Source organism: Pseudomonas sp. SBT1-2, assembly GCF_028640875.1.
In the GTDB taxonomy this organism is placed as follows: domain Bacteria; phylum Pseudomonadota; class Gammaproteobacteria; order Pseudomonadales; family Pseudomonadaceae; genus Aquipseudomonas; species Aquipseudomonas chlororaphis_I.
In genome coordinates, this window is record NZ_JAQZAA010000063.1 from 86,934 (window position 1) to 110,619 (window position 23,686).

The following is a 23,686-nucleotide window of genomic DNA, read 5'->3' on the forward strand; positions in this document are numbered from 1 at the left end:
TTATTTCGCCGGCTTGACGAAGCGCAGCGTCATCCGGTCCGACTCGCCGATCGCCAGGTATTTCGCCTTGTCCACGTCCCCCAGCTTGAGCGCCGGCGGCAAGGTCCAGACGCCTTGCGTGTAGTCCTTGGTGTCTTGCGGGTTGGCGTTGATCTCGCTTTGCCCGTCCAGCACAAACCCGGCATCCGTCGCCAGCTTCACCACATAGGCGGTGGTCAGGTAGCCGCTGTGCTTGATGTCTTCCAGGGATGCGCCGTCCTTGGCGCGATGATCCACCACGCCCAGCACGCCCCCCGGTTTCAGCACCTTGAAGAAGGCTTGGAACATCGCCGGCGCGGTGTCGGCCAGCACCCAGTTATGCACGTTGCGAAAGGTCAGCACTGTGTCCGCCGAACCGGCCTGGCCGAGCACCGGTGCCTTGGGGTCGAACTCGACGAACTTGGCCTTGGCGTAGTGGGCGGGATCGGCGCTGAATTTCTGCTTCAGGCTGTCCGCCGATTTCTGGAAATACTCGCCGCTGGACGGGGCCTGGAGGGCGGCGATGTACTGCCCGTGGTCCTTGAGCAACGGCGCGAGGATCTCGCTGTACCATCCGCCACCGGGAGTGATCTCGATCAGCTTCTGGTCGGCCTTGAGGCCGAAGAACTGCAGGGTCTGCTGCGGATGGCGGTAACGGTCGCGGGCACTGTTCTGCGGTGCTCGCCAGTCGCCGGCCAGGACCTTGGCGTATTGCTGGGGCGAGACCGCGGCGTCGGCGGCATGGGTGAATACGGGTAGCAGCAGGGCACTGAGGGAGACAGCCAGAAGCGTCGGTTTCATGGATCATCCTGATAGAGGCCGATTTGCCGCCGAGGCTAGCACGCGCTCCAGGGCCCGCGATCACACATTATCGCTGGTCGACCTAACCAAAGGATCTATGCCCATGGCGATCAGGCTCTTGCTCCTGCGATAACGCTCCAGGCGATCCGCCAGGGCCTGAGGCAGGGCGGGGGCCGTGGCAAAGCCCATGCGTTCGTACAGGGCTTGCAGGTCCGGGTGACAGAACAGCCACAGCGGCCCCGGCAGCTGCGCGCGTGCCCGTTCGACCAGCATTGCGGCAATGCCCTGGCCGCGATGGGCCGGGTCGACGAACAGCCCGGTCAGCCAGTGGCCCTGAGCTATGGGCGTGAGGCTCAGCCCGGCAATGATCGCTCCGTGTTTCGCCACCCAGGATTGCCCTTCGCCGGCGGCGCGCATCGGCGAATTGTGGGCGCGATAGAACTTGTTCAGCAGCGGTCGCAGGGTGTCGGCAAGCAGCAGGTATTCGGTGTCGGGCATGGGATTTCGCAGGTGGGCCGGGGCGGTGGATTATAAAAGTACGGAGCGCTCGGGATAGGTGTATACCTGATGAACGATCCCCTGCGAGTGGAGTGTGCATCATGTCCAAAGGTATGAATGCCAAAAAGACGGCGAAGAAAAAACCCAGCCGGACCGCCGATGAAAAGCGTGCGGACAAGAAAGCCAAGAAGACCGAACACAATATTTTCGGTCATTGACCCTCCCAGGAAGCCCGCCCCGCGGGCTTCCTGGTTTTTGCTTCTAAGTAAATAACCCATCGATCTGCAAGTTTCCCCTTCTCGTTGCACAGAACAGCAAGACGCCGAAGGTTCGCCCTTCGGCCAGCCCCTGTCCTGAGTAGCGCCATGGCCCATTACTTCGATCCGCTGCATCGCGAACAAATCGACACCCTGCGCCAGACCTTCACCGCCCGCACCGAATGGCCCACCTGGCTGTTGCCTCTCAACCTGCACCGGGAGCATCAAGATTTGCCAGGACCATCCTGTTTTTACTCGTCGCGATCCTATCGGGATTGCTGCGAGCGGGATAAGGCAGAGGTTGCTGCGGCATCTCTGCTTCGATCCTTACGCCGCTTCGGCCGCCAGCGCCGCTTGCACCGCTTCGCGCTGGGCGATGCGTGCCTGGAAGCGGGCCAGCGCCGGCCACTGTTCCAGGTCGATGGCAAAGCCGGCGGTCCAGCGCAGCACGGTGAACAGGTAGGCGTCGGCGATGCCGAAGGCTTCGCCCAGCAGGTAGCTGTGCTGCTGCAGCGTGCGGTCCAGCAACGCCAGGCGCTTGAACAGTTTTTGCCGGATCAGCGCCTGGGTCGCTTCGGGAAACTCGGGGTTGAACAGCCAGCCGAGGCTGCCGTGGATCTCGCTGGAGACGAAGTTGAGCATCTCCTGCAGCCGTACCCGTTGCCAGCTGCCATTGGCCGGCGCCAGGCCTGCTTGCGGCTTGAGGTCGGCCAGGTATTGCAGGATCGCCGGTCCTTCGGTCAGCACCTGGCCGTCCTCCAGTTCCAGCGCCGCCACATACCCCTTGGGATTGATCGCCAGGAAGTCGGCGCCGTCGGCCGTGGTCTTGTTGCGGTTGTCGACCCGCACCAGGTTGAACGGCAGGGCCAGTTCGCGCAGCACGATATGCGGGGCCAGCGAGCAGGCGTTGGGCGAGAAATACAGGTTCATCGAGGGCTCTCCAAAGGGGGGAGATCAGTGTCATAGTCCGCGCTGTTCTCAGTAAAATTAATCTTTCATAAGACTCCCATAAGGACAGCTACTGCCATGATGAACCTGATGCACTGGCGCATGCTGGTGGCCGTGGCGGATACCGGCAACATCACCCGCGCCGCCGAGCGAGTCGGCATGACCCAGTCCGGCGCCAGCCAGGCCCTGGCGCTGCTCGAAGACAACCTGGGCGTGCAGATGTTCACCCGGGAGAACCGCCAGACCCTGCCCACCGCCGTCGGTGAGCAGGTGGTCGAACAGGCGCGGCTGATGCTCGCGGCGTTGCAGAACATCCGCGACACCGCGGACGCCTGCCGGGACATCCAGCGCGGCACCATTCGCCTGGCGAGTTTCCCCATGGTGCTGACGACTTTCCTGCCGCCGCTGCTGCGGCGCTTCAAGCAGTTGTATCCGGGTATCCAGGTGGTGGCGCTGGAGGTCAGCGACGACGAGGTCGAGGCCTTGCTCGAAGCGCGATTGATCGATGTCGGGGTGCTGCTCAATCCTGCGCCCGAGCGCAGCGTCGGCCTGCTGGGGCGCGATGCCTGGGTGGCGGTGCTGCCGGCTGGGCATGCCCTGGCGCGCCGCGCTCAGGAGCAGGGGGTGACCTTGCAGGAACTGGTGGGCCAACCCTTCGTACTGGCCACCGGCGGCTGTTCGGTGAATGCCCGCAGCCTGGCGGCGGATGCCGGCCTGGAGCTGGCGGATGTGCGGGTCGAGGTGCGGGAGTGGAGCAGCGCCTTTACCCTGGTTCGCGAGCAGGTGGGGGTGACGCTGGTGCCGCAGATGACCTTGCCGGAGCAACGCCACGGGTTGTGCGTACTGCCGTTGGACGTGCCGATCCCGCGCACCTTTGCCCTGGTGCTGGCCGAGGGTAGCGAGCCGTCGCCGGCGCTGCGGGCCTTGCTCGACATGCTGGCCCAGGGCTGAGCGCAGCCGCTCAAGCCGGCCCATGAAAAAGGGCTCCCGTGGGGAACCCTGTTTCGACTGACCGTTTTTAAAGCGCCGCGAGGAACTTGTCGGTGACTTGCTTATCGACGCCGCTGGCGTCCTTCTCGACTTGCGCCAGCTTCAGCTTGTCCTGGACCCGCTGGGCAATTTCCTGAGCCACCGCCTGCTGTTTCTCCGGCGGCATGTTTTTCAGGTCTTCCTCGGTAATGCCCATCTCCTCGAGGATGCGGTCGCGCATACGCTGCTCGGGGGACTTGCTCATGTAGTCCTTGAACTCGTCCAGGGCCGAGCTCTGGGTCGCGCTATTGGCCTGCGCGGTGCTGGCGGTCGGCGGGGTGGCCTGGAGCAGCACGCGGGTCTTGGCGAAGGCCGCCGCGACATTGTCGTTGACCGTGTTGCTGGCCTGCTGCACGGCCTGGGATGTCTGGAAGCTTGCCGCGTTCTGCACGTTCTGCATCAAACCGCTGTACAGCGCGCTGGCGGCCGCGGTGCTCGGGTCCATGTCGGACCGCTGGGTGGGCTGGATCGCCGAGGTTTTCTGGGCACTGACCAACATGATTGGGTACCTGTGTGTAAGGGCTATCGCAGGCTGAGCAGCAAGTTGCATGCCGCCGTGCTGGAGCGCTCTGCAGGGCCCTGGAACAGGGCTCTGCATTGGGGCTCTGCGCCGGTTGCCCGGCAAGGCTGGCGGCACGCGGCGGACAAGCCTTGCCGCTTGCGGCCAGCGGCGACCGGTCAACGGTGGGCGATATTCTCCAGGGCCAGGTTGCGGGTACGCGGGCCGAAACGGCCGATGGTGAACATCACGATCAGCATGCTGCTGACGATGAACGTCAGGACCCCGGGCGTACCGAAGCGGTCTAGGAAAAAGCCGATCAACAGGCTGCTGAACACCGTCGACAGGCGGCTGAACGAATAGCAGAAACCTACCGCCCGGGCGCGGATATTGGTGGGGAACAACTCGCTTTGATAGGAGTGGTAACTGAAGCTCAGCCAGGCGTTGCAGAAGGTGATCATCACCCCGCAGACGATCAGCCCCAGGGCCGTGCTCTGCCAGGCGAACAGGGTGCCGAAGGTCATGGCGCCAAGGGCCGAGCCGACGATCTGCCACTTGTTCTCGAAGCGGTTGGCGAACTTAACGAACAGCAGCGGCCCCAGTGGATAGGCGAGGGTGATGATGAAGGCGTACATCAGGCTGTGGGTGACGCTCACGCCCTGGCCCGAGAGCAGCGCCGGCAGCCAGTTGCCGAAACCGAAGAAGCCGATGGCCTGGAACACATGGAACACGATCAGCATCAGCGCCCGGCGCCGATAGGGCGGTTGCCAGATATCGGCGAAGCGCCCCGAACCCTGGACGCCGAGGGCCTCGGGCTGCGGGGTGTCCAGCGGCTTGCCATGGTCCTTGGCGCAGCGTGCCTCGATGCCGTCCATGATCCGCTCGGCCTCGGCGAAGCGCCCATGCTGGGCCAGCCAGCGCGGCGACTCCGGCAGGCGTGAACGCAACCACCAGATAAACAGCGCGAACACCGCGCTGGCCAGCACCACCCAGCGCCAGCCGGCGATGCCGAACGGGTCTTGCGGCACCAGCCACCAGGACATCAGCGCCACCGCCGGCACCGAAAGAAACTGCACGAAAAAGGCAAAGGCGAAGGCCGAACTGCGCATGTGCTTGGGCACCAGTTCAGAGAGGTAGGCGTCGATGGTCACCAGCTCGATGCCCAGGCCGATACCCACCAGAAAGCGCATGCCGATGATCCCCAGGGCCGTGGTCTGCACGCCCATCAGCACCGTGGCCACGGTGTACCAGATCAGGGCGAAGGTGAAGATCGCCCGGCGCCCGAAGCGGTCGGCGATCGGGCTCAGCAGGCTGGCGCCGAGGAACAGGCCGAGAAAGGTCGCCGAGGCGAAGGCCGCCTGGTCGGAGAAACCGAACACGCCCTGGCTGCCGGTGGCGAAGATCCCGTCGCGGATCAGGCCGGGGCTGATATAGGCGGTCTGGAACAAGTCATACAGCTCGAAGAAACCGCCAATGGACAGCAGCGCCACCAGGCGCCAGACCGTGGCGACGGCGGGCAGGCGATCGATGCGGGCGGAGATATCGGCGGCGCGGAGCGGGTCGAGGCCATCGGTAGCGACAGTGGGGGCGAGGGACGACATGGGCGGGATTCCAGGCTTCGGTGAAGAGGAATCTTAGCTGGCTAACGGAAATCAATGATTGTGAATGCCGGCCTGGAAGGTGGGCTTCACAGTGATTTATTGTCGTATTTCGTTACATCTTGGCGGTTTGTGCCGCAGCATCAGTCAAAGCGGCATCCAGCGTCTGTAGGAGCGAGGCTTGCCCGCGAAAGCGTCCGTAATCGCAACACCGGTTCAGGGATCGAGTTGGGTGGTGTCTGGGACGGCCTTATCGCGGGCAAGCCTCGCTCCTACAGAAGAAAAAGACGATTCAGGGAATGCCATTGCGTCCATGCAGCAGGAAGGCCGGACGCTCGCTGAGGCGTTGGTAGTAGGCGGCGACGGCGGGGAAGTCGGGGCGCTCCATGGGCGTCATCATCCAGCGATGCACCGACAGCCCGAGGACGATATCGGCCAGGCTGAACTGCTCGCCGAGCACATAGGCCCCGGTGCTCGCCAGTTGCTGTTCGAGCAGGGCCATCTTGGCGTTCCAGCCGCGAATGCCGGCGGCGATCCGCTGCGGGTCCTGAAAGTCCGGGTTCTGCCGGACCAGGGCGACGAAGGCGTAACTCCACGCGGGGTTGAGTTCCGTGGCCTGCCAGTCCATCCATTGCTCCACCAGCGCCCGGGCCCGGGGCTCGCCGGGCAGCAGTCGTTGCCCGGCGACCTTGCTGGTCAGGTAACGGCAGATGCTGTTGGATTCCCAGAGCGCGCCTGCGTCATCGATCAGCACCGGCACCTGGGCGTTGGGGTTGAGCTTGAGAAACTCCGGCGTGTGGGTCGACTGGAAGCCGCTGCCCCAATCCTCGCGTTCGTAGGGCAGACCCAATTCCTCGCAGGTCCACAGCACTTTTCTGACGTTGATCGACGAGGCTTTACCGAGAATTCTCAGGGTTCCCATGGGAGCTTTCCTTGGCGGGTGGAGGGCCCTGGAAATCTAACAGCGTCGCCGACTCTCGGCGATGCCGATTTGCGCCGGGATGCTCAGGCCGGGTCCGGCAGCGCCGACGCCGGCAGGCCGAAGACCCGGTCGAACAGCCAGTTGAAGACGAAGGTGTAGCAAGGAATGAACAGGATCAGCGCCAGGTCCAGCAGGAAGGCCTGCACCAGGCTGATGTGCATCCACCAGGCGATCAACGGAATCAGGAACAGGATCAACGTCAGCTGGAAACCCACGGCGTGGGCGATCCGCCGCTTGACCGTGCGGGTCCGCGAGACCTGGCGGCTTTCCCAGCGCTCGAACAGGCTGGTGTAGATGAAGTTCCAGGTCACCGCGATGCTGGTGATCACCACCGCCAGCGGACCGGTGCTGCTCGGCGAGGTGCCGGACAGCAAGGCCAGGCCCAGGGCCGAGAAAGTCATGCCGAACACCTCGAACAGTGACACGTAAACCAGTTTGCGCTTGATGCCTTGCATGCTTTTCCTCCGCGTTCGTTGGCCCGGGCCGCTCCTTTTGCAGGAATGGCTGGCGAATGCGGCGCAAGATAGCTTCAATATGCCTGACAGAAAAAGTCAGAAGCTTTCAGGTTTTCTGATAGATCGGCATCCTAGACAGGCGTCCCCATGAATTTCTCCAGCGACAGCATCCAGTTGTTTCTCGCCGTGCTTGAGCGCGGTTCGTTTTCCGCGGCGGCGCGGGCCCTGGGCAAGGTGCCGTCGGCGGTGAGCATGGGTATCGCCAACCTCGAGGCGGAGCTGGGTTATCCCTTGTTCGATCGCAGCCATCGCGAGCCGGTGCCCACCGCCATGGCCAACGCCCTGGCGCCCCACGCGCGGCTGATCGCCGAGCAGCTCAAGCACTTGCAGGTGCATGCGGTGGAGCTGTCCCTGGGGTTGGAAAGCCGGCTGTCCATCGGCGTGGTCGAGGACATCGACAAGTCCCGGGTGCTGGCGGCGATCAAGCTGATCGCCGAGCGCCATCCGTTGCTCGACATCGAGGTGCTGAGTGCGCCCCAGGACGATGTATTGCAGCTGCTGCACACTGGCCGGATCGCGGTCGGCGTGGCTTTCGCCGGGCTCAGCCTGAACGTGCTGGAGTATTTCCAGTACGTCGGCAGCGAACGGATGATCGCCTGCATTTCCGCGCGCCATCCGTTACCCGAGGCGCCGGACGCCACCCTCTATCTGGAAGAGCTGGTCAACGTCCGCCAGGTGGTGGTCGCCAGCCGCGACCTGCCGATCCGCGACACCCGGCCGCTGATCGCCGAGTCTTACTGGCGTACCGACAGCCTGGCCATGGCCCTGGACATGGTCGAGTCCGGTATCGGCTGGGGCAACTTCCCACAGTCGGTGATCGCCCCCTTGCTCAAGGCCGGAAGGCTCAAGCGCCTGACCTTCAAGAACATCGACAACGGCCTGCTGCTGCCGGTGCACGCGGTCTGGCTGAAGAACCAGCCGCTGCAAAAGGCCGCTCAGGCGTTTGTGCAGTTGTTGGGTGGGCAGGATCCGGCACTGACCTCGGAGGCTCATGCAGAGATGAGGCTGTAGGAGCTTCCGCTCATGTGCCTGGGCGGGTGGCGTCGTGCGGCTCGCTGCCCGGCAGCGCCTGGTGGCGCAGCCATTCGAGCAAGCGGGCGACGGCTGAGTTGGGTTCGATCGCCTCGGGTGACAACAGGTAGTAAGCGCTGCCGTCGGCGATAAAGCCGAAAGGCGCGACCAGCAGGCCCGACTCCAGGTCGTCGCGCACCAACTGCCAGGGCGCGATCGCCAGTCCCAACCCGGCGACTGCTGCTTGCAGGCTGAAGTAGAAATGCTCGAAGACCTGCTCCTTGCCCGGCGCCTGTTCCATTCCCTTGAGGGTCAACCATTGCTCCCAGGCCTGCGCCCGGGTCGCACTGTGCAGGCGCGGCGCAGTGCTCGATAACTGGGCCGTGCCTGCTGCATTGCGTGCCCAGTGGGCGGCCTGTTCCGGGCGGCATACCGGGCCGATGGCTTCATCGAACAGCCACTGCGCATGGGTGTGCGGCGGCCAGGGAAAGTCGTTGCGGCGGATTGCCAGGTCGATGCCTTGAGCAAAAGCGAAGGGCCCGCCGCCGGCCACCAGTTGCAGGGGGATATCCGGATGAGCGGCGAAGAATGCCGGGATCCGGGGAATCAGCCAGCGCATCAGCAGGGTCGGTTCGCAGGACAGCACCAGGGTCGCGGCCTTGTCCGGCGTTCGCAGTTTGCGTGCGGCGGCGTCGATCAGGTCGAAGGCATGCTCCACGCTGTGCAGCAATTCGCGGCCGGCCTCGGTGAGAAATACCCGGTGGCTGCGACGCTCGAACAACCGCGTGCCGAGGTCTTCTTCCAGGGCGCGCACGGCACGGCTGATGGCGCCGTGGGTCAGGTGCAGGGCTTCGCCGGCGCGGGTGAAGCTCTCCAGGCGAGCGGCGGCCTCGAAACAGCGCAGGGCGCTCAGGGGCGGCAGGCGGCGATTGATTGTCTGTGATTTTTTATCACCGAAAATGTCAGTTTTCATCGTTCGCTCTGTGAGGGTTCGTGCTCATAAAGTATGGGCCGGATTCTATAGCGAAGGCGTTTGAAAATGACTGAACTGTTAGTGGTAATCACCATCACTGTGCTGGCGGTGCTGAGCCCGGGGCCGGATTTTGCCATGGTCACGCGCAACAGCCTGGTGCTGTCGCGTCGACATGGGGTGTTCACGGCACTGGGGATCGGGCTCGGGGTGATGCTGCATATCGGCTACACGCTGTTTGGCGTCGGCCTGCTGGTCAAGGAGTCGCTGCTGTTGTTCGGCGCGTTAAAGATCGCCGGGGCGCTGTACCTGGTTTATCTCGGTATCCGGATGCTGCGTACTCGCGCAGTCGAGGAGGAGGTGGCGATGGATACGCCGCGGGTTTCGGCATGGACGGCGCTGCGCACCGGCTTTTTGACCAATGCGCTGAACCCCAAGACCATGATTTTTGTGGTCAGCCTGTTCATGCAGGTGATGCAGCCGGGGACCGCGCCGGGTGTGCGGATCGGCTATGGCGCGATCATTGTCCTGGCCCATGTGCTGTGGTTCGTGGCGGTGGCGCTGTTCTTCTCGACGCCGGGCATCCGGGCCCGGCTCATGGCTTACAAGCGGCGTATCGACCAGCTGTTCGGCGTTCTGCTGGTGGGCTTCGGTGTGCTGCTCAGCGCCCTGAGCCTGCGTTCCTGAACGCGGCTCAGGTGCTCTCGCGCACCTTCAATTCGAAGCCCATGTCCACCACCGGCTTGGCCACGCTGTTACCGGCCATCAGGGTCAGCAGCTGCTCCGCGGCGCGGCGGCCGATGGCTTCGCGCGGGGTGCTGATGCTGCTCAGGCGCGGCACCATGTGCGCGGAGGCGGGCAGGTCGTTGAAGCCCATCACCGCCACTTGCTCGGGGATCCTGATGCCGCAGCGCATGGCTTCCAGCAGGGCGCCGTGGGCCAGGTCGTCGTTGCCGAAGAAGATTGCGTCGACGTCCGGGTGGCTGTGCATCAGTTGCAGGAAGAGTTCACCACCCAGGCCCACCGACGACGGGCGCGGGGTGAGGACTTCCAGTTTCGGGTCGTACAGGCCGGCTTTCTCCAGGCCACGGCGGAAACCTTCGCCGCGCATCAGGGTGCGCTGGTCGAGCTGGGCGCCGATGTAGGCCAGGCGCTTGCGGCCGCGGGAGATCAGGTGCTCGGCGGCGGTTTCCCCGGCGTTGTGCTGGGAGAAGCCCACGCAGTTCAGGCCGGCCTCGGGGTTGAGGTCCATCATGTAGACGCAGGGGACGTTGCTGGCTTCGACCATCCGTCGGGCACTTTCGGTCCGGTCGAAGCCGGTCAGCAGCAAACCGCGTGGCTGGTAGGCCATGTAGTTGCGCAGCAGGTTTTCTTCTTCGTCGGGGGAATAGTGGAAGTTGCCGATCAGCACTTCGAAGCCCTTGGGCCGCAGAACCTGATGAATGGCTTCCAGGGTGTCGATGAACAGCAGGTTGGACAGCGACGGCACCAGCACCACCACTGAATGGCTCTGGGCCGAGGCCAGGGCGCGCGCGGCGGGGTTGACCACGTAGTTGAGTTCGCTGGCGGCCTTGCGCACCTTTTCCACCAGTTCGGTGGCCACCGTGTCGATGCCGCGCAGCGCTCGCGAGGCGGTGATCGGGCTGACGCCGGCCAGGCGCGCGACTTCGTTGAGGGTAGGGCGCCCCGTGGTGCGGGTATTTTTATCGTTCTTGGAGGAGGTCATCAGACGGCTTGCCAAACAAAATTCAAGTCACTAAGGTAGCGCTGTCTCGAAACAGCTGCAATGCGTGAGCGCGGTCGGCCTGACCCGCACTCTTTGGTTTCGCGGCCTATATACGCGGCAACCCACAAAAATGACAAGAAGGCGTCGGCAGAAACTATTTTTGCACTAGCATTTTCAAGAGCGAAGGTAGCGCTGTCTGCGCGCTGAGGTGTTACATGAGTCAACCCATCACCGCCCTGGTCATCATGGGCGTTGCCGGCTGCGGCAAGTCCAGCGTCAGTGAAGCGCTGTGCCAGCGCAGCGGCGCCACGGCCATTGAAGGCGATACGTTCCACCCTGCCGCCAATATCGCCAAGATGAGTGCCGGTATTCCCCTGAACGACGACGACCGTGCCGGCTGGCTCGACAGCCTGTGCGACGAGTTGCGTCGTGCCCTGGCCGCCGGACAGCGTCCGGTGCTGACCTGCTCGGCGCTCAAGCGCAAGTACCGCGACCGCCTGCGCAGCGCCACGCCCGGCCTGGGCTTCGTTTTCCTGCAATTGACACCACAGGTGGCCGCCGATCGCGTGGCCCACCGTCCGGGGCATTTCATGCCTTCGACCCTGATCGACAGTCAGTTCGCTACCCTCGAATCTCCCGTGGGCGAACCCCTGACCCTGGCATTGGACGCCACCATCCACAGCGTTGACCGGCTGGCCGAACAGGCCCATGGCTGGTGGCTGGAGTACGGGCTGGATTCATCCCGATAAGCTTCGGTTCACACAGATAGCGCTATCCCACTCGGCTCACGTTTTTAACGCTTGAATAAAAACAACAAACCGGAGGCAACCCCATGTTTGGCATGTCCCAAGAGACCTATCTGCTGGTAGACGCAGTGGTCACCATTATCGGGCTGATCGTGCTGATCACCCGATTCAAGCTGCATCCCTTCATCGCCCTGACCATCGCCGCGGGTTTCCTCGGCCTGACTTCGGGCATGCCGGTGGACAAGATCATCAAGGCGTTCCAGGACGGCTTCGGTGGTGTACTCGGTTTCGTCGGGATCATCCTCGCGCTGGGCACCATGCTCGGCAAAATGATGGCCGAATCCGGTGGCGCGGATCAGATCGCCCAGACCCTGATCCGCTCGTTCGGCAAGGAGCGGGTGCAGTGGGCGATGATGTTCGCCGCCTTCCTGGTGGGCATCCCGCTGTTCTTCGAGATCGGCTTCGTGCTGCTGATCCCGCTGGTGTTCATCGTCGCCCGGCGCACCGGCGTGTCGATCATCAAGATCGGCATCCCGCTGCTGGCCGGCCTGTCCGCGGTGCACGGCCTGGTGCCGCCGCATCCGGGCCCGCTGCTGGCCATCGGTGTGTTCGGCGCCGACATCGGCAAGACCATTCTCTACGGCCTGATCGTTGCCCTGCCGACCGCGATCATCGCCGGTCCGATCTACGGCACCTTCATCGCCAAGCACATCCCGGGTCATCCGTCCCAGGAACTGGTCGACCAGCTGGCACGCGAAAACACCTCGGCCAATCTGCCGAGCTTCAGCGTGACCCTGCTGACCGTGCTGCTGCCGGTGTTCCTGATGCTGCTCAAGACCTTCGCCGACGTGGCCTTCCCGGACGGGCACTTCTTCCGCATCTGGATGGACATGATCGGTCACCCGATCAGCGCGCTGCTGCTGGCCTTGCTGCTGTCGCTCTATACCTTCGGTTCGCGCCAGGGCATCGGCTCCAAGCAGATCCTCAAGTTGCTCGACGCCAGCCTGGCGCCGACCGCGGCGATCATCCTGATCATCGGTGCCGGCGGTGGCTTCAAGCAGATGCTGGTGACCAGCGGCGTGGGTGACGTGATCGGCCATATGGCGGTCAACGCACAGATCTCGCCGATCCTCCTGGCGTGGCTGGTGGCGGCGGTGATTCGCATCGCCACCGGTTCGGCAACCGTGGCGACCATCACTGGCGCGGGCATCGTGGTACCGGTGGTCGGTATGATCCCCGGGGTCAACCGTGAGCTGCTGGTGCTGGCCACCGGTGCCGGTTCGCTGATCCTGTCCCACGTCAACGACGCCGGTTTCTGGCTGGTGAAGCAGTACTTCAACATGACCGTGGCGGAAACCTTCAAGACCTGGACCGCGATGGAAACCATCCTCTCGGTGGTGGGCCTGATCTTTATCCTGCTGCTGTCGCTGGTGGTGTAAGCCGAGCCCTGTAGCCGCTGCCGAAGGCTGCGATCGGCCGGCACGGCCGTAGCGATCTTGCAATCGCTGAAGGCCCTTCGGTCCTTATCGCAGCCTGCGGCAGCGGCTACAGGGTCGGCAGACAGGCACAAAAAAACCGCAGCGATGCGGTTTTTTTGTGCCTGCTTGTTTGTCGGTGGGTATCAGCCTTTCTGCACCAGGCCATCGGCGCGGAACATGCCGCGGATACCGCGCACGGCCTGGCGGATGCGGTCCTGGTTTTCGATCAGGGCGAAACGCACATGGTCGTCGCCGTACTCGCCGAAACCGACACCTGGCGAGACGCAGACCTTGGCCTCGGCCAGCAGCTTCTTGGCGAACTCCAGCGAGCCCAGGTGCGCGTAGGCCTCGGGAATCTTCGCCCAGACGTACATCGAAGCCTTGGGATTCTCGACCATCCAGCCCAGTTCATGCAGGCCCTTGACCAGCACATTGCGGCGCTGGCGGTACTGCTCGGCGATGTCTTTCACGCACTGCTGGTCGCCTTCCAGCGCGGCGATGGCCGCCACCTGCAGCGGGGTGAAGGTGCCGTAGTCGTGGTAGCTCTTGATCCGCGCCAGGGCGCTGACCAGCTCCGGGTTACCGACCATGAAGCCGATGCGCCAGCCGGCCATGTTGTAGCTCTTGGACAGGGTGAAGAACTCCACCGCGATGTCCTTGGCGCCCGGCACCTGCATGATCGACGGGGCTTTCCAGCCGTCGTAGACGATGTCGGCGTAGGCCAGGTCGTGGATCACCAGCACGTCGTACTGCTTGGCCAGGGCGATCACCCGCTCGAAAAAGTCCAGCTCGACACACTGCGCGGTCGGGTTGGACGGGAAACCGAGGATCATCATCTTCGGTTTCGGGATCGAACCGCGAATGGCCCGTTCCAGCTCGTCGAAGAAGTCCACGCCCGGCACCAGCGGCACCGAACGCACCTGGGCGCCGGCGATCACCGCGCCGTAGATATGGATCGGGTAGCTCGGGTTGGGCACCAGCACGGTGTCGCCCTGGTCCAGGGTGGCGAGCATCAGGTGCGCCAGGCCTTCCTTGGAACCGATGGTGACGATGGCTTCGCTTTCCGGGTCGATATCGACCTCGTAGCGATCCTTGTACCAGCGCGAAATGGCCCGGCGCAGACGCGGGATACCCTTGGAGGTGGAGTAGCCGTGGGTGTCTTCGCGCTGGGCGACGGTGACCAGTTTCTCGACGATGTGCGGCGGAGTCGCACCGTCGGGGTTACCCATGCTCAAGTCGATGATGTCTTCGCCGCGCCGACGCGCAGCCATCTTCAGCTCGGCAGTGATATTGAATACGTAGGGGGGGAGTCGATCTATGCGCGCAAAGCGGCGCGGCGAACCTTGTTCGGCCATTGTTGCCTCGAGTACGTGAGCGCCCGGAACCGTCCGAGCGACGTCGGCCACTGCGGTGGCCTGGGGGCAGACGATAAGGGCTGTGGCGCCAGGCTGTCCAGAGGGGGGCGACAACTATTTTTTCGCCGGCAGCGGCGCTGCCTGGACAGGGATTTGCATCGTCGTGGCGGGATTCGCAGCCTGCGCATTGTGTTTGCCGGGCCCGCCCGCGTTAAATACCCCCCACTCGAACAACCGCATCGAACAGGATGAATGATGGAGTTTACCAGCGGCTTTCTGCTGAGCCTTTCGCTGTGCCTGGACATAGGCGTGGCCAATATCGCGATGATTACCCTGGCCATGCAGCGTGGCTACTTCCAGGGTTTCTGCCTGGGCCTGGGCACCTGTGTCGGTGACCTGGTCTACGCGGTGCTGGCGCTGGCCGGCATGACCGTGCTGCTGCAGTACGAGGCGGTGCGCTGGGTGTTGTGGATCGGCGGGTCGGCGCTGCTGGTGTATTTCGCGGCGAAGATGATCTATTCGGCGATCCACCACAGCGCGGTGTTGGCCGAGACCGGCGAGGTCGACAACGGTTCGCCGCGCAAGGAGTTTTTCCGCGGTATTTTCCTGGCCATGTCGTCCCCCAGCGCGATCCTCTGGTTCGCCGCGGTGGGCGGGACCCTGATTGCCCGTTCCGGTGGCGGCGACCTGCTCAGCTCCGGGCTGTTCCTCAGCGGTTTCTTCTGCGCCGGGCTGGCCTGGGTCGTGGGCCTGTGCTTTGCCGCGACCCAGGGCGGCAAGCTGCTGGGGGACAAGTTGTTGCGTTACTCCTACCTGGCATCTGCGGCGATCTTCTGCTATTTCGCGGTCTACGTGATCCTGTCCGGTTATCAGGAGTTCATCGTCGGCGCGGCGGTCGCGGAACTTCCCGCGCTCTGATGCAGGCGATTCGGGTTTGGCCTCTATACTCCCTGCCGAACCCATTTTTCAGGCAGGAGTCGCATCATGGATGAGCAAAAACAGGTCAGCGGGCCGGTGCCGCGTTTCGAGAAGGGGCGCTTTCTGCTGATCGCCGGTCTTGGCGGGCGTTTCACTCCCGAGACGACGCAGCGCATTCCTGAACTCTGGGAAGGCTTCATTCCCCATCTCGGCAAGATACCCGGCCAGGTGGGGGAGGTGACCTACGGCCTCTGCTGCAACCCCGACGGCAAAGGCGGCTTCGAATACATCGCCGGGGTCGAGATCAGCAGGCTCGACGACCTGCCCGAGCTGTACCGCTGGGTCGAGGTGCCGCCGCAGCACTACGCGGTGTTCGAGCACCAGGGGCCGCTGGCGAGCCTGTCGCAGACCTTCCAGTACATCTGGAAAACCTGGCTGCCGCAGTCCGGGCGCGAAGCCGCCGATGCGCCGGAATTCGAACGCTACAGCGCCGACTTCAACCCCGACACCGGCCAGGGCGTGCTGGAAATCTGGCTACCGCTCAAGGAACAGTGAGCCACGGACCGGGCCTGCGACGGGCCCGGTCATTTACCCTTGCCCGGCCGGCGGGCGCGCCACAGGTCGATGGACAGGGTGACAAAACCGAACGCACTGATGCCGAACAGCACCAGCAAACCGATCTGAACATTGCTCATAGCGACTTCCGTACTCGACCAGGATGGGATTGATTGAGCCCTGATAAATAACCCGGTCGGCGTGCGGATGACAGCGACTATATGCAGGTTTTACGGGCTTGCCGCCGTTCGATATGCAAGCCTTATTACTTTATGATCGGCGGCATTTCCCATAGCCGATCTGTTCCCCATGACCTTATCCAGCCTGTTGATCCGTCAGGTCGCCGCCGCTGACCTGGACCGCTGCTTCGCCATCGAAACCCTGGCCTACGAAGGCGACGAAGCCGCCACCCGGGAGAAGATCGCCACCCGCATCGCCACCTGGCCCGAGGGTTTCATCGTCGCCGAAGTGGAGGGCGTGGTGGCCGGCTTCATCAATTCCGGCGCGGCCTTCGAGGTCGAGATGGCCGACGAGGCCTTCAAGGAACTGATCGGCCACGACCCGGCCGGGCCTCACGTGGTGATCATGTCGGTGGTGGTGCATCCGGACTATCAGGGCCAGGGTGTTTCCCGGCGTTTGCTGGAGGCCTTTATCGAGCGCATGCGCGGCCTGGGCAAGGCCAGCATCAACCTGATGTGCAAGGAGCGGCATGTGCCGCTGTACGAGCGTTTTGGCTTCGTCTACCTCAAGGCCTCGGCGTCGGACCATGGCGGCATGGCCTGGCATGAGATGGTGCTGAATCTTCCTCGGTAACACATGTCATTTGCTGCTGGTTCTTTTGTAGTCTAAATTCAGACCAGCTTCTGCGCTGGATTCACCGCTGCGCAAAGCGCAGGAGATAAACCATGCGCATTAAAACCATCAGTTTTGTCAAAAAGAACGCTGCCGATCTCGACCTCTCCGAGCCCATGCTGGTCACGCAGAATGGGGTTCCGGCTTATGTGATCGAGTCCTACGAAGAGCGTAAGCGCCGAGATGAGGCGATAGCCTTGATCAAGCTGCTTTCGTTCGCCGGGCGCGACAAGGAGCAAGGCAAGCTGATCAGCGGTGATACGCTGCTGGAGCGCCTGGCCCAGCGCCGTCAAGCGCAACAAGAAGACGAAGATGCAGAAAACCTGCAGGGTTGAGTTCGCCACTGCGGCCGAACACGGTGTGATTGCCCTGGAGCAGTACCTGATTCAGCAGTGCGGCGCCCGCAAGGCTGGGCCATTCGTTGACCAGTTGGTTATGCAAATCATCTCGACCCTGAGTGAGCAGGCCCATACCTATGCTGTTTGCCAGCAAGCGGCCTCCCTGGGGGTGACGCATTTCCATGAGTTTCTGCCCATGGGCCAGCGGGTTCTGTATGAAATCTATCCAGCCGAAAAACTGGTTGTCGTGGCCCTGGTTCTCGGCCAACGACAGAGCGTTGAAAAGCAGTTGATCGACTACTGCTTGCAGCTGTGATCAATACAAATGCCCAAGGGCTGCAGCGATGCAGCCCTTTTTTCTGCCTGCCATTCCACGACACCCCCCTGTAGGAGCGAGGCTTGCCCGCGATAGGGACGCCGCGGTCTGGCTGATGTACCGCGTTAACCTTCATCACGAGCAAGCTTCGCTCCTACAAGAACCCCTCAATACAGGCTGTTGCGCACCCGCTCCGGCATTTCCCGGTCGTAGCGGTCGGCGTCGAACTGGCCGTCGCAGAGGCGCTTGAGGATGGCGCCGGCCGAGGGCAGGGCCGAGCGTTCCAGGTAGTGCTCGGGGTTCCACAGGTCGGAACGCACGATGGCCTTGGAACAATGGAAGTAGGCCGCCTCGACGTCCACCAGGATCACCGTGCGCGCCGGTTTGCCATTCACCGCGAAGCTGTCCAGTAGCGCCGGCTCGGCCGAGATCCGCGCCCGGCCGTTGACCCGCAGGGTCTCGCCGATGCCCGGGATGATGAACAGCAGGGCCACCCGCGGGTCGCTGACGATATTGCGCAGGCTGTCGATGCGGTTGTTGCCCGGGCGGTCGGGCAGGGCCAGGGTGCGTTCGTCGATGATCCGCACGAAGCCCGGGACATCGCCGCGGGGCGAGCCGTCCATGCCGTCGGGGCCGCTGGTGCTCAGGATCACCAGCGGCGAGGCGCGCACCATGGCCTGGTAGTCCGGGTTGAGGAAGGGGATTTCCTTGCGCACGGCCCGTTCGAGGGGTTGGCCGTAGATCGCTTCCAGTTGCTCGAGGGTGGTCAGCATCATGCTTCTCCTGGGTAACGTCAGAAAATCAGGGCCAGGCGGCGTTCGTAGCCGATGCGGCCCCGGTAGGCCTCGCCGCTGTCGACCCAGCCTTGCTTCAGGTAGAGGTTGAAGGCCGCTGCGTTGTCCGCGTCCACCGACAGCATCAGCCCCTTGATCTCCGGCCAGGCCTGGCGAGCGGCGGCGGGCAGGGCTTGCAGGCAGGCGCGGCCATAGCCCTGGCCCTGGACCCGGTGATCGACCTGCAAGGCATGCAGGGTGGCGGTGTCGGGGTCGGCCCAATGGGGCAGGAACGGCGGGCGCTTGAGCAGCAGGAACGCCACCGGAACTTCGTCGGCCAATAGGGCGAAGCCCTTGATCCCGGGCTCCGGCGCCTTGAGCAGGGTATGCAGCGCGGTGTAGATATCGCCGGAATAACTCTTCTGCTGCGGGTGCACCTCGAGCGCGTCGAGCTGCTGCAATTGCGTGGCGTCGAGCTGTTCGTAGGGCACGAGTCGGGTGGTCGTTGGGCTATCCATATCCGGGCACTGAGGGTGGGCTGCGGGAGTGGCGATTCTAGCGATTTTGCCCGGGGTCCCGGTTTTTTTTCCTGGCCTTGTCGATTTGCCGGGCGGCCAGACGACTAAGGGTGTCTTCACGATTTAACGGTCGCCCTGCGGCGGCCACCTTGAGCCCGTGTCACTCAATCGCAAGGAGAACTGCCATGAACGCCCAAACCACCGAAAGCGAAATCCGCAGCCTGATCGACGCCTGGCGCCAGGCCGTGATGGTCAAGGACATCGACCGCATCGTCAGCTACTACGCCGACGACATCACCTCGTTCGACGCCGTGACCGCGTTGCAATTCAAGGGCAAGGAAGCCTACCGCGCGCACTGGAAGGCCTGCATGGAAGTCTGCCCCGGCCCTGGCATCTTCGACTTCGAGCAACTGCACATAGTCGGCGCCAGCGACATCGCCTTCGCCCACTGGCTGGCCCACTGTGGCGGCACCGACGACAAGGGCGAGACCAAGGCCTGCTGGATGCGCGTGACCGCGGGTTACCAGCGTATTGGTGGGCAGTGGAAAGTGGTCCACGAACACTGGTCGGCACCCTTCGACATGATGAGCGGCACCGCATTGTTCGACCTGCAACCCTGATCGTCGGGTTTTTCGCCAAAGCCTGAAACTGCAGCCATAGTTGATCAGCTCGATCGAGGAGAGCCCCATGAAATACCTATGCCTGGTCTACAGCGACGAACAGCTGTTGCACAGCCTGCCGGAGAGCCCGAAGGACGCCGAGTGCATGGCCTACGCCGAGTCGGTGCAGGGCAGCGGCCGGATGCTCGCCGCCGAGGCCCTGGAGTCGGTGCAGACCGCGACCACGGTGCGCATGCGCGGCGGCCGGCTGTCGATCACCGACGGCCCGTTCGCCGAAACCAAGGAACAGTTGGCCGGGTTCTACCTGATCGATGCCAAGGACCTCAACGAAGCCATCCAGGTCGCCGGCAACATCCCGGCGGCCCGGGTCGGCAGCGTCGAGGTGCGCCCGGTGCGCGAGTTGAATCCCTGATCGCCACCTTGGAAAACGAGCCCTGAAAACAATCATAAGCAGGAGTTTCGCAATGACCGACCGCAGCCTGGGCCCTGCGCCCGCCCAATATGAGTTGTCCATCAGTCGCCTGATCGATGCGCCGCCCGGCAAGCTGTTCCGCGCCTGGACCGAACCGCAGTTGCTGGTGCAATGGTGGGGCCCCCACGGCATGACCACCCCCGAGTGTGAAATGGACCTGTGGGTCGGCGGCCAGTTTCGCACCCTGATGCGCGCCCCGGATGGCAACGAATACCCGACCATGGGCGTGTTCCTGGAGATAGATGCGCCGCGGCGGCTGGTGTTCACCGACGCCTTCCTGCCGGGCTGGATTCCTTCGGGCAAGGCCTTCATGAGCGCCGAGGTGACCTTCGACGACCTGGATGGCAAGACCCTCTACACCGCCCGCGCCATGCACTGGAGCGAAGAGGACCGGCAGGCCCATGAAGCCATGGGTTTCCACGAGGGCTGGGGGCAGAGCCTGGATCGCCTGGAAAGCCTGGTGACCCGAGGCATGCCGGACTGATGCCGGCGGCCGCGCAAGACAGCGTCAAGGCGCTGGTGGAGCGGGTCTACCGCAACGAGTCGCGGCGGATCCTGGCGACCCTGATCCGCCTGCTGGGGGATTTCGACCTCGCCGAAGAAGCCTTGCACGAGGCGTTCTTCGTCGCGGTCGAGCGCTGGCAGCGCGACGGCGTGCCGGACAATCCGCGGGCCTGGCTGGTGTCGGCCGGGCGTTTCAAGGCCATCGACGGTTTGCGCCGGCGGGCGCGGTTCGCCGCGTCCCAGGCGGCGCTGGTCAGCCAGCTCGAAGAGCTGGAGCAGGCTGACTGGAGCGAGGAGGACCTGGAAGACGACCGCCTGCGCCTGATCTTCACCTGCTGCCACCCGGCGCTGGCGGCGGACGCCCAGGTGCCGCTGACGTTGCGGGAAATCTGCGACCTGACCACCGAGGAAATCGCCCGCGCCTTTCTCTCGACGCCGGCCACCATCGCCCAGCGCATCGTGCGCGCCAAGGCCAAGATCCGCGATGCGCACATCCCTTATCAGGTGCCGTCCCTGGGCGAGCTGCCCGAGCGCCTGGACAGCGTGTTGCGGGTGATTTACCTGGTGTTCAACGAAGGCTATTCGGCCTCGATGGGCGCCGAGCTGACCCGCGAGGACCTGACCCATGAGGCGATCCGCCTCGGGCGCCTGTTGCTGGAGCTGCTGCCGGAACCGGAAGTGATGGGTTTGCTGGCCTTGATGCTGCTGCATGAGTCGCGGCGCCGGGCGCGAACCTCGGCCACCGGGGAGCTGGTGCTGCTGGACGAACAGGACCGCTCGCTGTGGGACCGCGAACTGATCGCCGAGGGCTGTGCCCTGGTGGAGCACGCCCTGGGCACCCGGCGTTTCGGTCCGTACTGCCTGCAAGCGGCAATCGCCGCGGTGCATGCCGAGGCGGCGACGGCCGGGGAAACCGACTGGCAGCAGATCATTGGCCTGTATGACGTGTTGTTGCGTGCCATGCCTTCTCCGGTGATCGAGCTGAACCGCGCGGCCGCCATCGCCCAGCGGGACGGGCCGCTGGCCGGCCTGGAGCGGGTCGAGGCGATCCTGGCCCGGGGCGAATTGCAGGATTACCACCTGGCCCATTCGGCGCGGGCCGAGTTCTGCCGGCAGTTGGGGCGGGTGGAGCCGGCGCGGCAAGCCTATCTGCGGGCCCTGGAACTGACCCGCCAGGAGCCGGAGCGGCGCTTTATCGAGAACAGGCTCGAAGCACTGAAAACCCTCTGAGTTGAATCCTGGCGAACCCTGTAGCCGCTGCCGCAGGCTGCGATAAGGCCGAAGGCCTTCGGCGATTTCGAATACGCCGCAGCCGTTCCGGCCGATCGTCGCGACTATTCCAGCATCCGCCCCAGCAACCAGCTGCCCGCCGGGCCAGGTGGGTGCAGGCGCGACCACAGGGCATCGACCGCCACGTTGCGCGGCCAGCCGCGGGCATCGAGCTCCACCAGGCTGTCGGCACCGAAACGTTCCACCAGCCAGCGCGGCAGGGGCGCCCAGCCAAAACCGCCCTGAGCCATTTCCAGCAGCATCAGGTAGCTCGGCGCCGACCATACCCGGCCCTTGGCCCGGCTGTCGTAGGGGTTGACGATGGTCGCCAGGCGCAGTTCGCGGTGCTGTTGCAGCCGGGCCTGGTCGATATGTTTCAGCGCCGCCAAGGGGTGATTGCGCGACACGAACAGGGCGATTTCCGTGCGCTCGTCCACCGTCGCATGGTCCAGGTCCGCCGGGTAGTCGGGCTGCATTTCGGCGAAGGCGATCTGCGCCCGGCCGCGCTGGACCAGCTCGATCAGGTCGTCGCATTCGGCGATCAGGCATTCCAGTTCCAGGTCCGGGTAGCGCTGTTCGAAGGCGCTCAGCGAGGTTTCGAAACGATCCGACTGATAGGTGTCGGACAGGGCCACTGTGAGCTTGGCTTCCACGCCCTGGGCCAGCTGGCTGGCGGCCATTTCCAGGCGGCTGGTGGCGGCCAGGATGTCTTCGGCCCGTTGCAGCATGACGCGGCCTTGCGGGGTGAGGGTGGGCTTGCGGCTGCTGCGGTCGAACAGTTGCAGGTCGAGGTCGATCTCCAGGCTCGCCACCGCCGCGCTGATGGTCGACTGGCTCTTGCCGAGCTTGCGCGCGGCGGCGGAAAACGAGCCTTGGGTGGCCGCCTGGACAAAGGCCAGCAGTACTTCGTGTGAGGCCATGAACTATCGCCTTGATCGATGGTTACTGATTATGAAGTATCGGGAGGGGAGGTGATCATGGCAACCACATTCACTGGCGGGAGCCGGATCATGAGCAGCACCAAATCCTTGACCGAACGCGTTTTCCAGGCCGTGGGCTTCGAGTTGCTGGCGTTCGCGCTGTGTACGCCGCTGCTGGCCTGGATCATGGACAAGCCGTTTGTCGACATGGGCGTGGCGACCATCGCCATCGGCCTGATCGCCCTGGCCTGGAACGTGGTCTTCAATGGCCTGTTCGACCGCCTGCTCAAGCGCCTGGCCCTGGCACCCAGCGGCTGGACCCGGGTCGCCCATGCGCTGCTGTTCGAGGGCGGCCTGGTGGCGGTGAGCGTGCTGCTGATTGCCTGGTGGCTGCAGGTCAGCCTGATGCAGGCGCTGATTCTCGACCTCGGCGTGCTGCTGTTCTTCCTGCCGTACACCTATGTCTATCACTGGGGTTACGACCTGGTGCGGGAGCGGTTGATGCTGCGTCGCCCGCTCGATCGCGCCAGTTGAAAACAGCAGGGGTCAGCGGGCGGCGTGGTGCCGTTCGATGGCCTCGAGGTAGGCCTTCATCGCCCTGGGCACTTCCTGCAGCAGCAGAATGCTCTTGAGCTGACTATTCTCCAGAGCAACCTGGAACAGGCCGATGGGCAATCCGCGCATGGCCGTCACGTAGGCGTCGCGTTCCGTGGCGCTGGCGGTGGGCAGGCGCAGGGCGAGCATGCGGTCGTAGGTTTCCTGGATCCGCGCATGAACGTCCGGGGCCTGGAGCTGTCCGGGGGCGAAGGTGGGGCTGATCATCTGCAGCAGGTCGGGGTGGGTCTCGAGGTATTCCATGATCGGCATGATCATCCGGTCGATCACCTCCTGGCTGTTCAACTCGACCCAGGTGGCCGTGTCGATGGCCAGGAGGTTGGCGGTGATCTGGTCGATGGCGTCGATATGGCGCTGGCCCAGGGCGTCGAGCACGCTCTGCTTGTCGCTGAAGAAGTGGTACAGCGAACCGATGGAGGTGCCGGCTTCGCGCGCGATGCCATGCATGGTCAGGCTGGCCACTCCCTGGCTGACCAGCAGGTGGGCGCAGGCGTCGAGAATCGCCGTGACCCGTTCATGGCCACGAGTCTGTTTCGGCGAGCGCGGGTTTTTGGCCGGGAGCATTTTTGAATCGTTCATGGTCTG

The 23,686-nt window shown here is 64.0% G+C and carries 29 protein-coding genes and 1 pseudogene; 16 read left to right on the forward strand and 14 right to left on the reverse strand.

Annotated elements, in window-relative coordinates:
* Both PVZ78_RS09105 and PVZ78_RS09110 read right to left on the reverse strand, forming a co-directional pair.
* Positions 1 to 819, reverse strand: coding sequence for a class I SAM-dependent methyltransferase (locus tag PVZ78_RS09105; RefSeq protein ID WP_273828584.1), 819 nt, complete (start codon positions 817 to 819; stop codon positions 1 to 3).
* A 60-nt stretch (positions 820 to 879) separates the two neighbouring features.
* Positions 880 to 1,317, reverse strand: coding sequence for a GNAT family N-acetyltransferase (locus PVZ78_RS09110; RefSeq protein WP_273828585.1), 438 nt, complete (start codon positions 1,315 to 1,317; stop codon positions 880 to 882).
* A gap of 365 nt (positions 1,318 to 1,682) precedes the next feature.
* Here PVZ78_RS09110 and PVZ78_RS09115 point away from each other — a divergent pair.
* A pseudogene (locus tag PVZ78_RS09115) lies at positions 1,683 to 1,790 on the forward strand (fatty acid desaturase); the annotation flags it as partial.
* Between the two features lie 111 nt (positions 1,791 to 1,901).
* Here PVZ78_RS09115 and gstA read toward each other — a convergent pair.
* Positions 1,902 to 2,504, reverse strand: coding sequence for a glutathione transferase GstA (gene gstA, locus PVZ78_RS09120; RefSeq protein WP_009050383.1), 603 nt, complete (start codon positions 2,502 to 2,504; stop codon positions 1,902 to 1,904).
* A gap of 96 nt (positions 2,505 to 2,600) precedes the next feature.
* On the opposite strand from gstA, the gene PVZ78_RS09125 reads away from it, so the two are divergent.
* A complete protein-coding gene (locus tag PVZ78_RS09125) occupies positions 2,601 to 3,473 on the forward strand; it encodes a LysR family transcriptional regulator (protein WP_273828586.1) in 873 nt (290 codons plus the stop codon).
* Between the two features lie 67 nt (positions 3,474 to 3,540).
* On the opposite strand, the gene PVZ78_RS09130 is transcribed toward PVZ78_RS09125, so the two are convergent.
* The 4 genes from PVZ78_RS09130 to PVZ78_RS09145 form a co-directional block, all read right to left on the reverse strand.
* On the reverse strand, positions 3,541 to 4,050 hold the full coding sequence (locus tag PVZ78_RS09130) for a hypothetical protein (protein ID WP_009050381.1): 510 nt from the start codon (positions 4,048 to 4,050) through the stop codon (positions 3,541 to 3,543).
* Positions 4,051 to 4,229: 179 nt separating this feature from the next.
* Entirely contained in the window at positions 4,230 to 5,651 is a 1,422-nt protein-coding gene (locus PVZ78_RS09135; protein ID WP_273828587.1) for an MFS transporter, read from the reverse strand.
* 289 nt (positions 5,652 to 5,940) lie between these two features.
* The gene (locus PVZ78_RS09140) at positions 5,941 to 6,570 is read right to left on the reverse strand and encodes a glutathione S-transferase family protein (RefSeq protein WP_273828588.1); all 630 of its coding nucleotides are present in this window, start codon (positions 6,568 to 6,570) and stop codon (positions 5,941 to 5,943) included.
* An 83-nt stretch (positions 6,571 to 6,653) separates the two neighbouring features.
* Positions 6,654 to 7,085, reverse strand: coding sequence for a PACE efflux transporter (locus tag PVZ78_RS09145; RefSeq protein WP_009050378.1), 432 nt, complete (start codon positions 7,083 to 7,085; stop codon positions 6,654 to 6,656).
* A 147-nt stretch (positions 7,086 to 7,232) separates the two neighbouring features.
* On the opposite strand from PVZ78_RS09145, the gene PVZ78_RS09150 reads away from it, so the two are divergent.
* On the forward strand, positions 7,233 to 8,156 hold the full coding sequence (locus tag PVZ78_RS09150; RefSeq protein ID WP_016703870.1) for a LysR family transcriptional regulator: 924 nt from the start codon (positions 7,233 to 7,235) through the stop codon (positions 8,154 to 8,156).
* 10 nt (positions 8,157 to 8,166) lie between these two features.
* On the opposite strand, the gene PVZ78_RS09155 is transcribed toward PVZ78_RS09150, so the two are convergent.
* On the reverse strand, positions 8,167 to 9,129 hold the full coding sequence (locus PVZ78_RS09155; protein ID WP_028683200.1) for a LysR substrate-binding domain-containing protein: 963 nt from the start codon (positions 9,127 to 9,129) through the stop codon (positions 8,167 to 8,169).
* Between the two features lie 66 nt (positions 9,130 to 9,195).
* Here PVZ78_RS09155 and PVZ78_RS09160 point away from each other — a divergent pair, with 66 nt between their 5' ends.
* Positions 9,196 to 9,813, forward strand: coding sequence for a LysE family transporter (locus tag PVZ78_RS09160; protein ID WP_009050375.1), 618 nt, complete (start codon positions 9,196 to 9,198; stop codon positions 9,811 to 9,813).
* Positions 9,814 to 9,820: 7 nt separating this feature from the next.
* On the opposite strand, the gene PVZ78_RS09165 is transcribed toward PVZ78_RS09160, so the two are convergent.
* Positions 9,821 to 10,852 (reverse strand): LacI family DNA-binding transcriptional regulator, encoded by a 1,032-nt coding sequence (locus PVZ78_RS09165; protein WP_016703873.1) that lies wholly within the window; start codon positions 10,850 to 10,852, stop codon positions 9,821 to 9,823.
* A 215-nt stretch (positions 10,853 to 11,067) separates the two neighbouring features.
* Here PVZ78_RS09165 and PVZ78_RS09170 point away from each other — a divergent pair, with 215 nt between their 5' ends.
* Entirely contained in the window at positions 11,068 to 11,601 is a 534-nt protein-coding gene (locus tag PVZ78_RS09170) for a gluconokinase (protein ID WP_273828589.1), read from the forward strand.
* Between the two features lie 83 nt (positions 11,602 to 11,684).
* Positions 11,685 to 13,037 carry a GntP family permease gene (locus PVZ78_RS09175; RefSeq protein WP_009050373.1) on the forward strand — a complete coding sequence of 451 codons (1,353 nt, stop codon included), beginning with the start codon at positions 11,685 to 11,687 and terminating at the stop codon, positions 13,035 to 13,037.
* A 182-nt stretch (positions 13,038 to 13,219) separates the two neighbouring features.
* Here PVZ78_RS09175 and alaC read toward each other — a convergent pair whose 3' ends face one another.
* Positions 13,220 to 14,431, reverse strand: coding sequence for an alanine transaminase (alaC, locus tag PVZ78_RS09180; protein ID WP_007925133.1), 1,212 nt, complete (start codon positions 14,429 to 14,431; stop codon positions 13,220 to 13,222).
* A 255-nt stretch (positions 14,432 to 14,686) separates the two neighbouring features.
* Here alaC and PVZ78_RS09185 point away from each other — a divergent pair, with 255 nt between their 5' ends.
* The 5 genes from PVZ78_RS09185 (at position 14,687) to PVZ78_RS09205 (ending at position 17,410) form a co-directional block, all read left to right on the forward strand.
* Positions 14,687 to 15,349 carry a LysE family translocator gene (locus PVZ78_RS09185; RefSeq protein WP_009050372.1) on the forward strand — a complete coding sequence of 221 codons (663 nt, stop codon included), beginning with the start codon at positions 14,687 to 14,689 and terminating at the stop codon, positions 15,347 to 15,349.
* Positions 15,350 to 15,415: 66 nt separating this feature from the next.
* The gene (locus tag PVZ78_RS09190) at positions 15,416 to 15,904 is read left to right on the forward strand and encodes a GyrI-like domain-containing protein (protein WP_273828590.1); all 489 of its coding nucleotides are present in this window, start codon (positions 15,416 to 15,418) and stop codon (positions 15,902 to 15,904) included.
* Between the two features lie 309 nt (positions 15,905 to 16,213).
* Entirely contained in the window at positions 16,214 to 16,717 is a 504-nt protein-coding gene (locus PVZ78_RS09195; RefSeq protein ID WP_009050370.1) for a GNAT family N-acetyltransferase, read from the forward strand.
* Between the two features lie 92 nt (positions 16,718 to 16,809).
* Positions 16,810 to 17,091, forward strand: a complete 282-nt coding sequence (locus PVZ78_RS09200) for a type II toxin-antitoxin system Phd/YefM family antitoxin (RefSeq protein ID WP_009050369.1) — start codon at positions 16,810 to 16,812, stop codon at positions 17,089 to 17,091.
* 25 nt (positions 17,092 to 17,116) lie between these two features.
* Positions 17,117 to 17,410, forward strand: coding sequence for a type II toxin-antitoxin system RelE/ParE family toxin (locus tag PVZ78_RS09205; protein WP_273828591.1), 294 nt, complete (start codon positions 17,117 to 17,119; stop codon positions 17,408 to 17,410).
* A 167-nt stretch (positions 17,411 to 17,577) separates the two neighbouring features.
* On the opposite strand, the gene PVZ78_RS09210 is transcribed toward PVZ78_RS09205, so the two are convergent.
* The gene (locus tag PVZ78_RS09210) at positions 17,578 to 18,183 is read right to left on the reverse strand and encodes a pyridoxamine 5'-phosphate oxidase family protein (protein WP_016703878.1); all 606 of its coding nucleotides are present in this window, start codon (positions 18,181 to 18,183) and stop codon (positions 17,578 to 17,580) included.
* 20 nt (positions 18,184 to 18,203) lie between these two features.
* Positions 18,204 to 18,701, reverse strand: coding sequence for a GNAT family N-acetyltransferase (locus PVZ78_RS09215; protein ID WP_009050366.1), 498 nt, complete (start codon positions 18,699 to 18,701; stop codon positions 18,204 to 18,206).
* A 185-nt stretch (positions 18,702 to 18,886) separates the two neighbouring features.
* Between PVZ78_RS09215 and PVZ78_RS09220 the strand changes: the two genes are divergently transcribed.
* From PVZ78_RS09220 to PVZ78_RS09235, 4 genes are all read left to right on the forward strand, one after another.
* Positions 18,887 to 19,321 (forward strand): YybH family protein, encoded by a 435-nt coding sequence (locus PVZ78_RS09220; RefSeq protein WP_273828592.1) that lies wholly within the window; start codon positions 18,887 to 18,889, stop codon positions 19,319 to 19,321.
* A gap of 67 nt (positions 19,322 to 19,388) precedes the next feature.
* A complete protein-coding gene (locus PVZ78_RS09225) occupies positions 19,389 to 19,733 on the forward strand; it encodes a YciI family protein (RefSeq protein WP_007925146.1) in 345 nt (114 codons plus the stop codon).
* A gap of 52 nt (positions 19,734 to 19,785) precedes the next feature.
* Complete coding sequence (locus tag PVZ78_RS09230; RefSeq protein ID WP_009050364.1) at positions 19,786 to 20,277, forward strand: SRPBCC family protein; 492 nt, start codon at positions 19,786 to 19,788, stop codon at positions 20,275 to 20,277.
* Positions 20,277 to 21,527 (forward strand): RNA polymerase sigma factor, encoded by a 1,251-nt coding sequence (locus PVZ78_RS09235; RefSeq protein ID WP_009050363.1) that lies wholly within the window; start codon positions 20,277 to 20,279, stop codon positions 21,525 to 21,527. The genes PVZ78_RS09230 and PVZ78_RS09235 overlap by 1 nt, the downstream gene beginning before the upstream one ends.
* Positions 21,528 to 21,631: 104 nt before the next feature.
* Here the strand turns inward: PVZ78_RS09235 and PVZ78_RS09240 are convergent, their stop codons facing one another.
* Positions 21,632 to 22,486, reverse strand: a complete 855-nt coding sequence (locus PVZ78_RS09240) for a LysR family transcriptional regulator (RefSeq protein WP_273828593.1) — start codon at positions 22,484 to 22,486, stop codon at positions 21,632 to 21,634.
* Between the two features lie 90 nt (positions 22,487 to 22,576).
* Between PVZ78_RS09240 and PVZ78_RS09245 the strand changes: the two genes are divergently transcribed.
* Complete coding sequence (locus PVZ78_RS09245; RefSeq protein WP_273828594.1) at positions 22,577 to 23,020, forward strand: multidrug/biocide efflux PACE transporter; 444 nt, start codon at positions 22,577 to 22,579, stop codon at positions 23,018 to 23,020.
* A 12-nt stretch (positions 23,021 to 23,032) separates the two neighbouring features.
* On the opposite strand, the gene PVZ78_RS09250 is transcribed toward PVZ78_RS09245, so the two are convergent.
* Positions 23,033 to 23,680, reverse strand: a complete 648-nt coding sequence (locus PVZ78_RS09250; RefSeq protein ID WP_029526909.1) for a TetR/AcrR family transcriptional regulator — start codon at positions 23,678 to 23,680, stop codon at positions 23,033 to 23,035.
* Positions 23,681 to 23,686 lie beyond the last annotated feature (6 nt).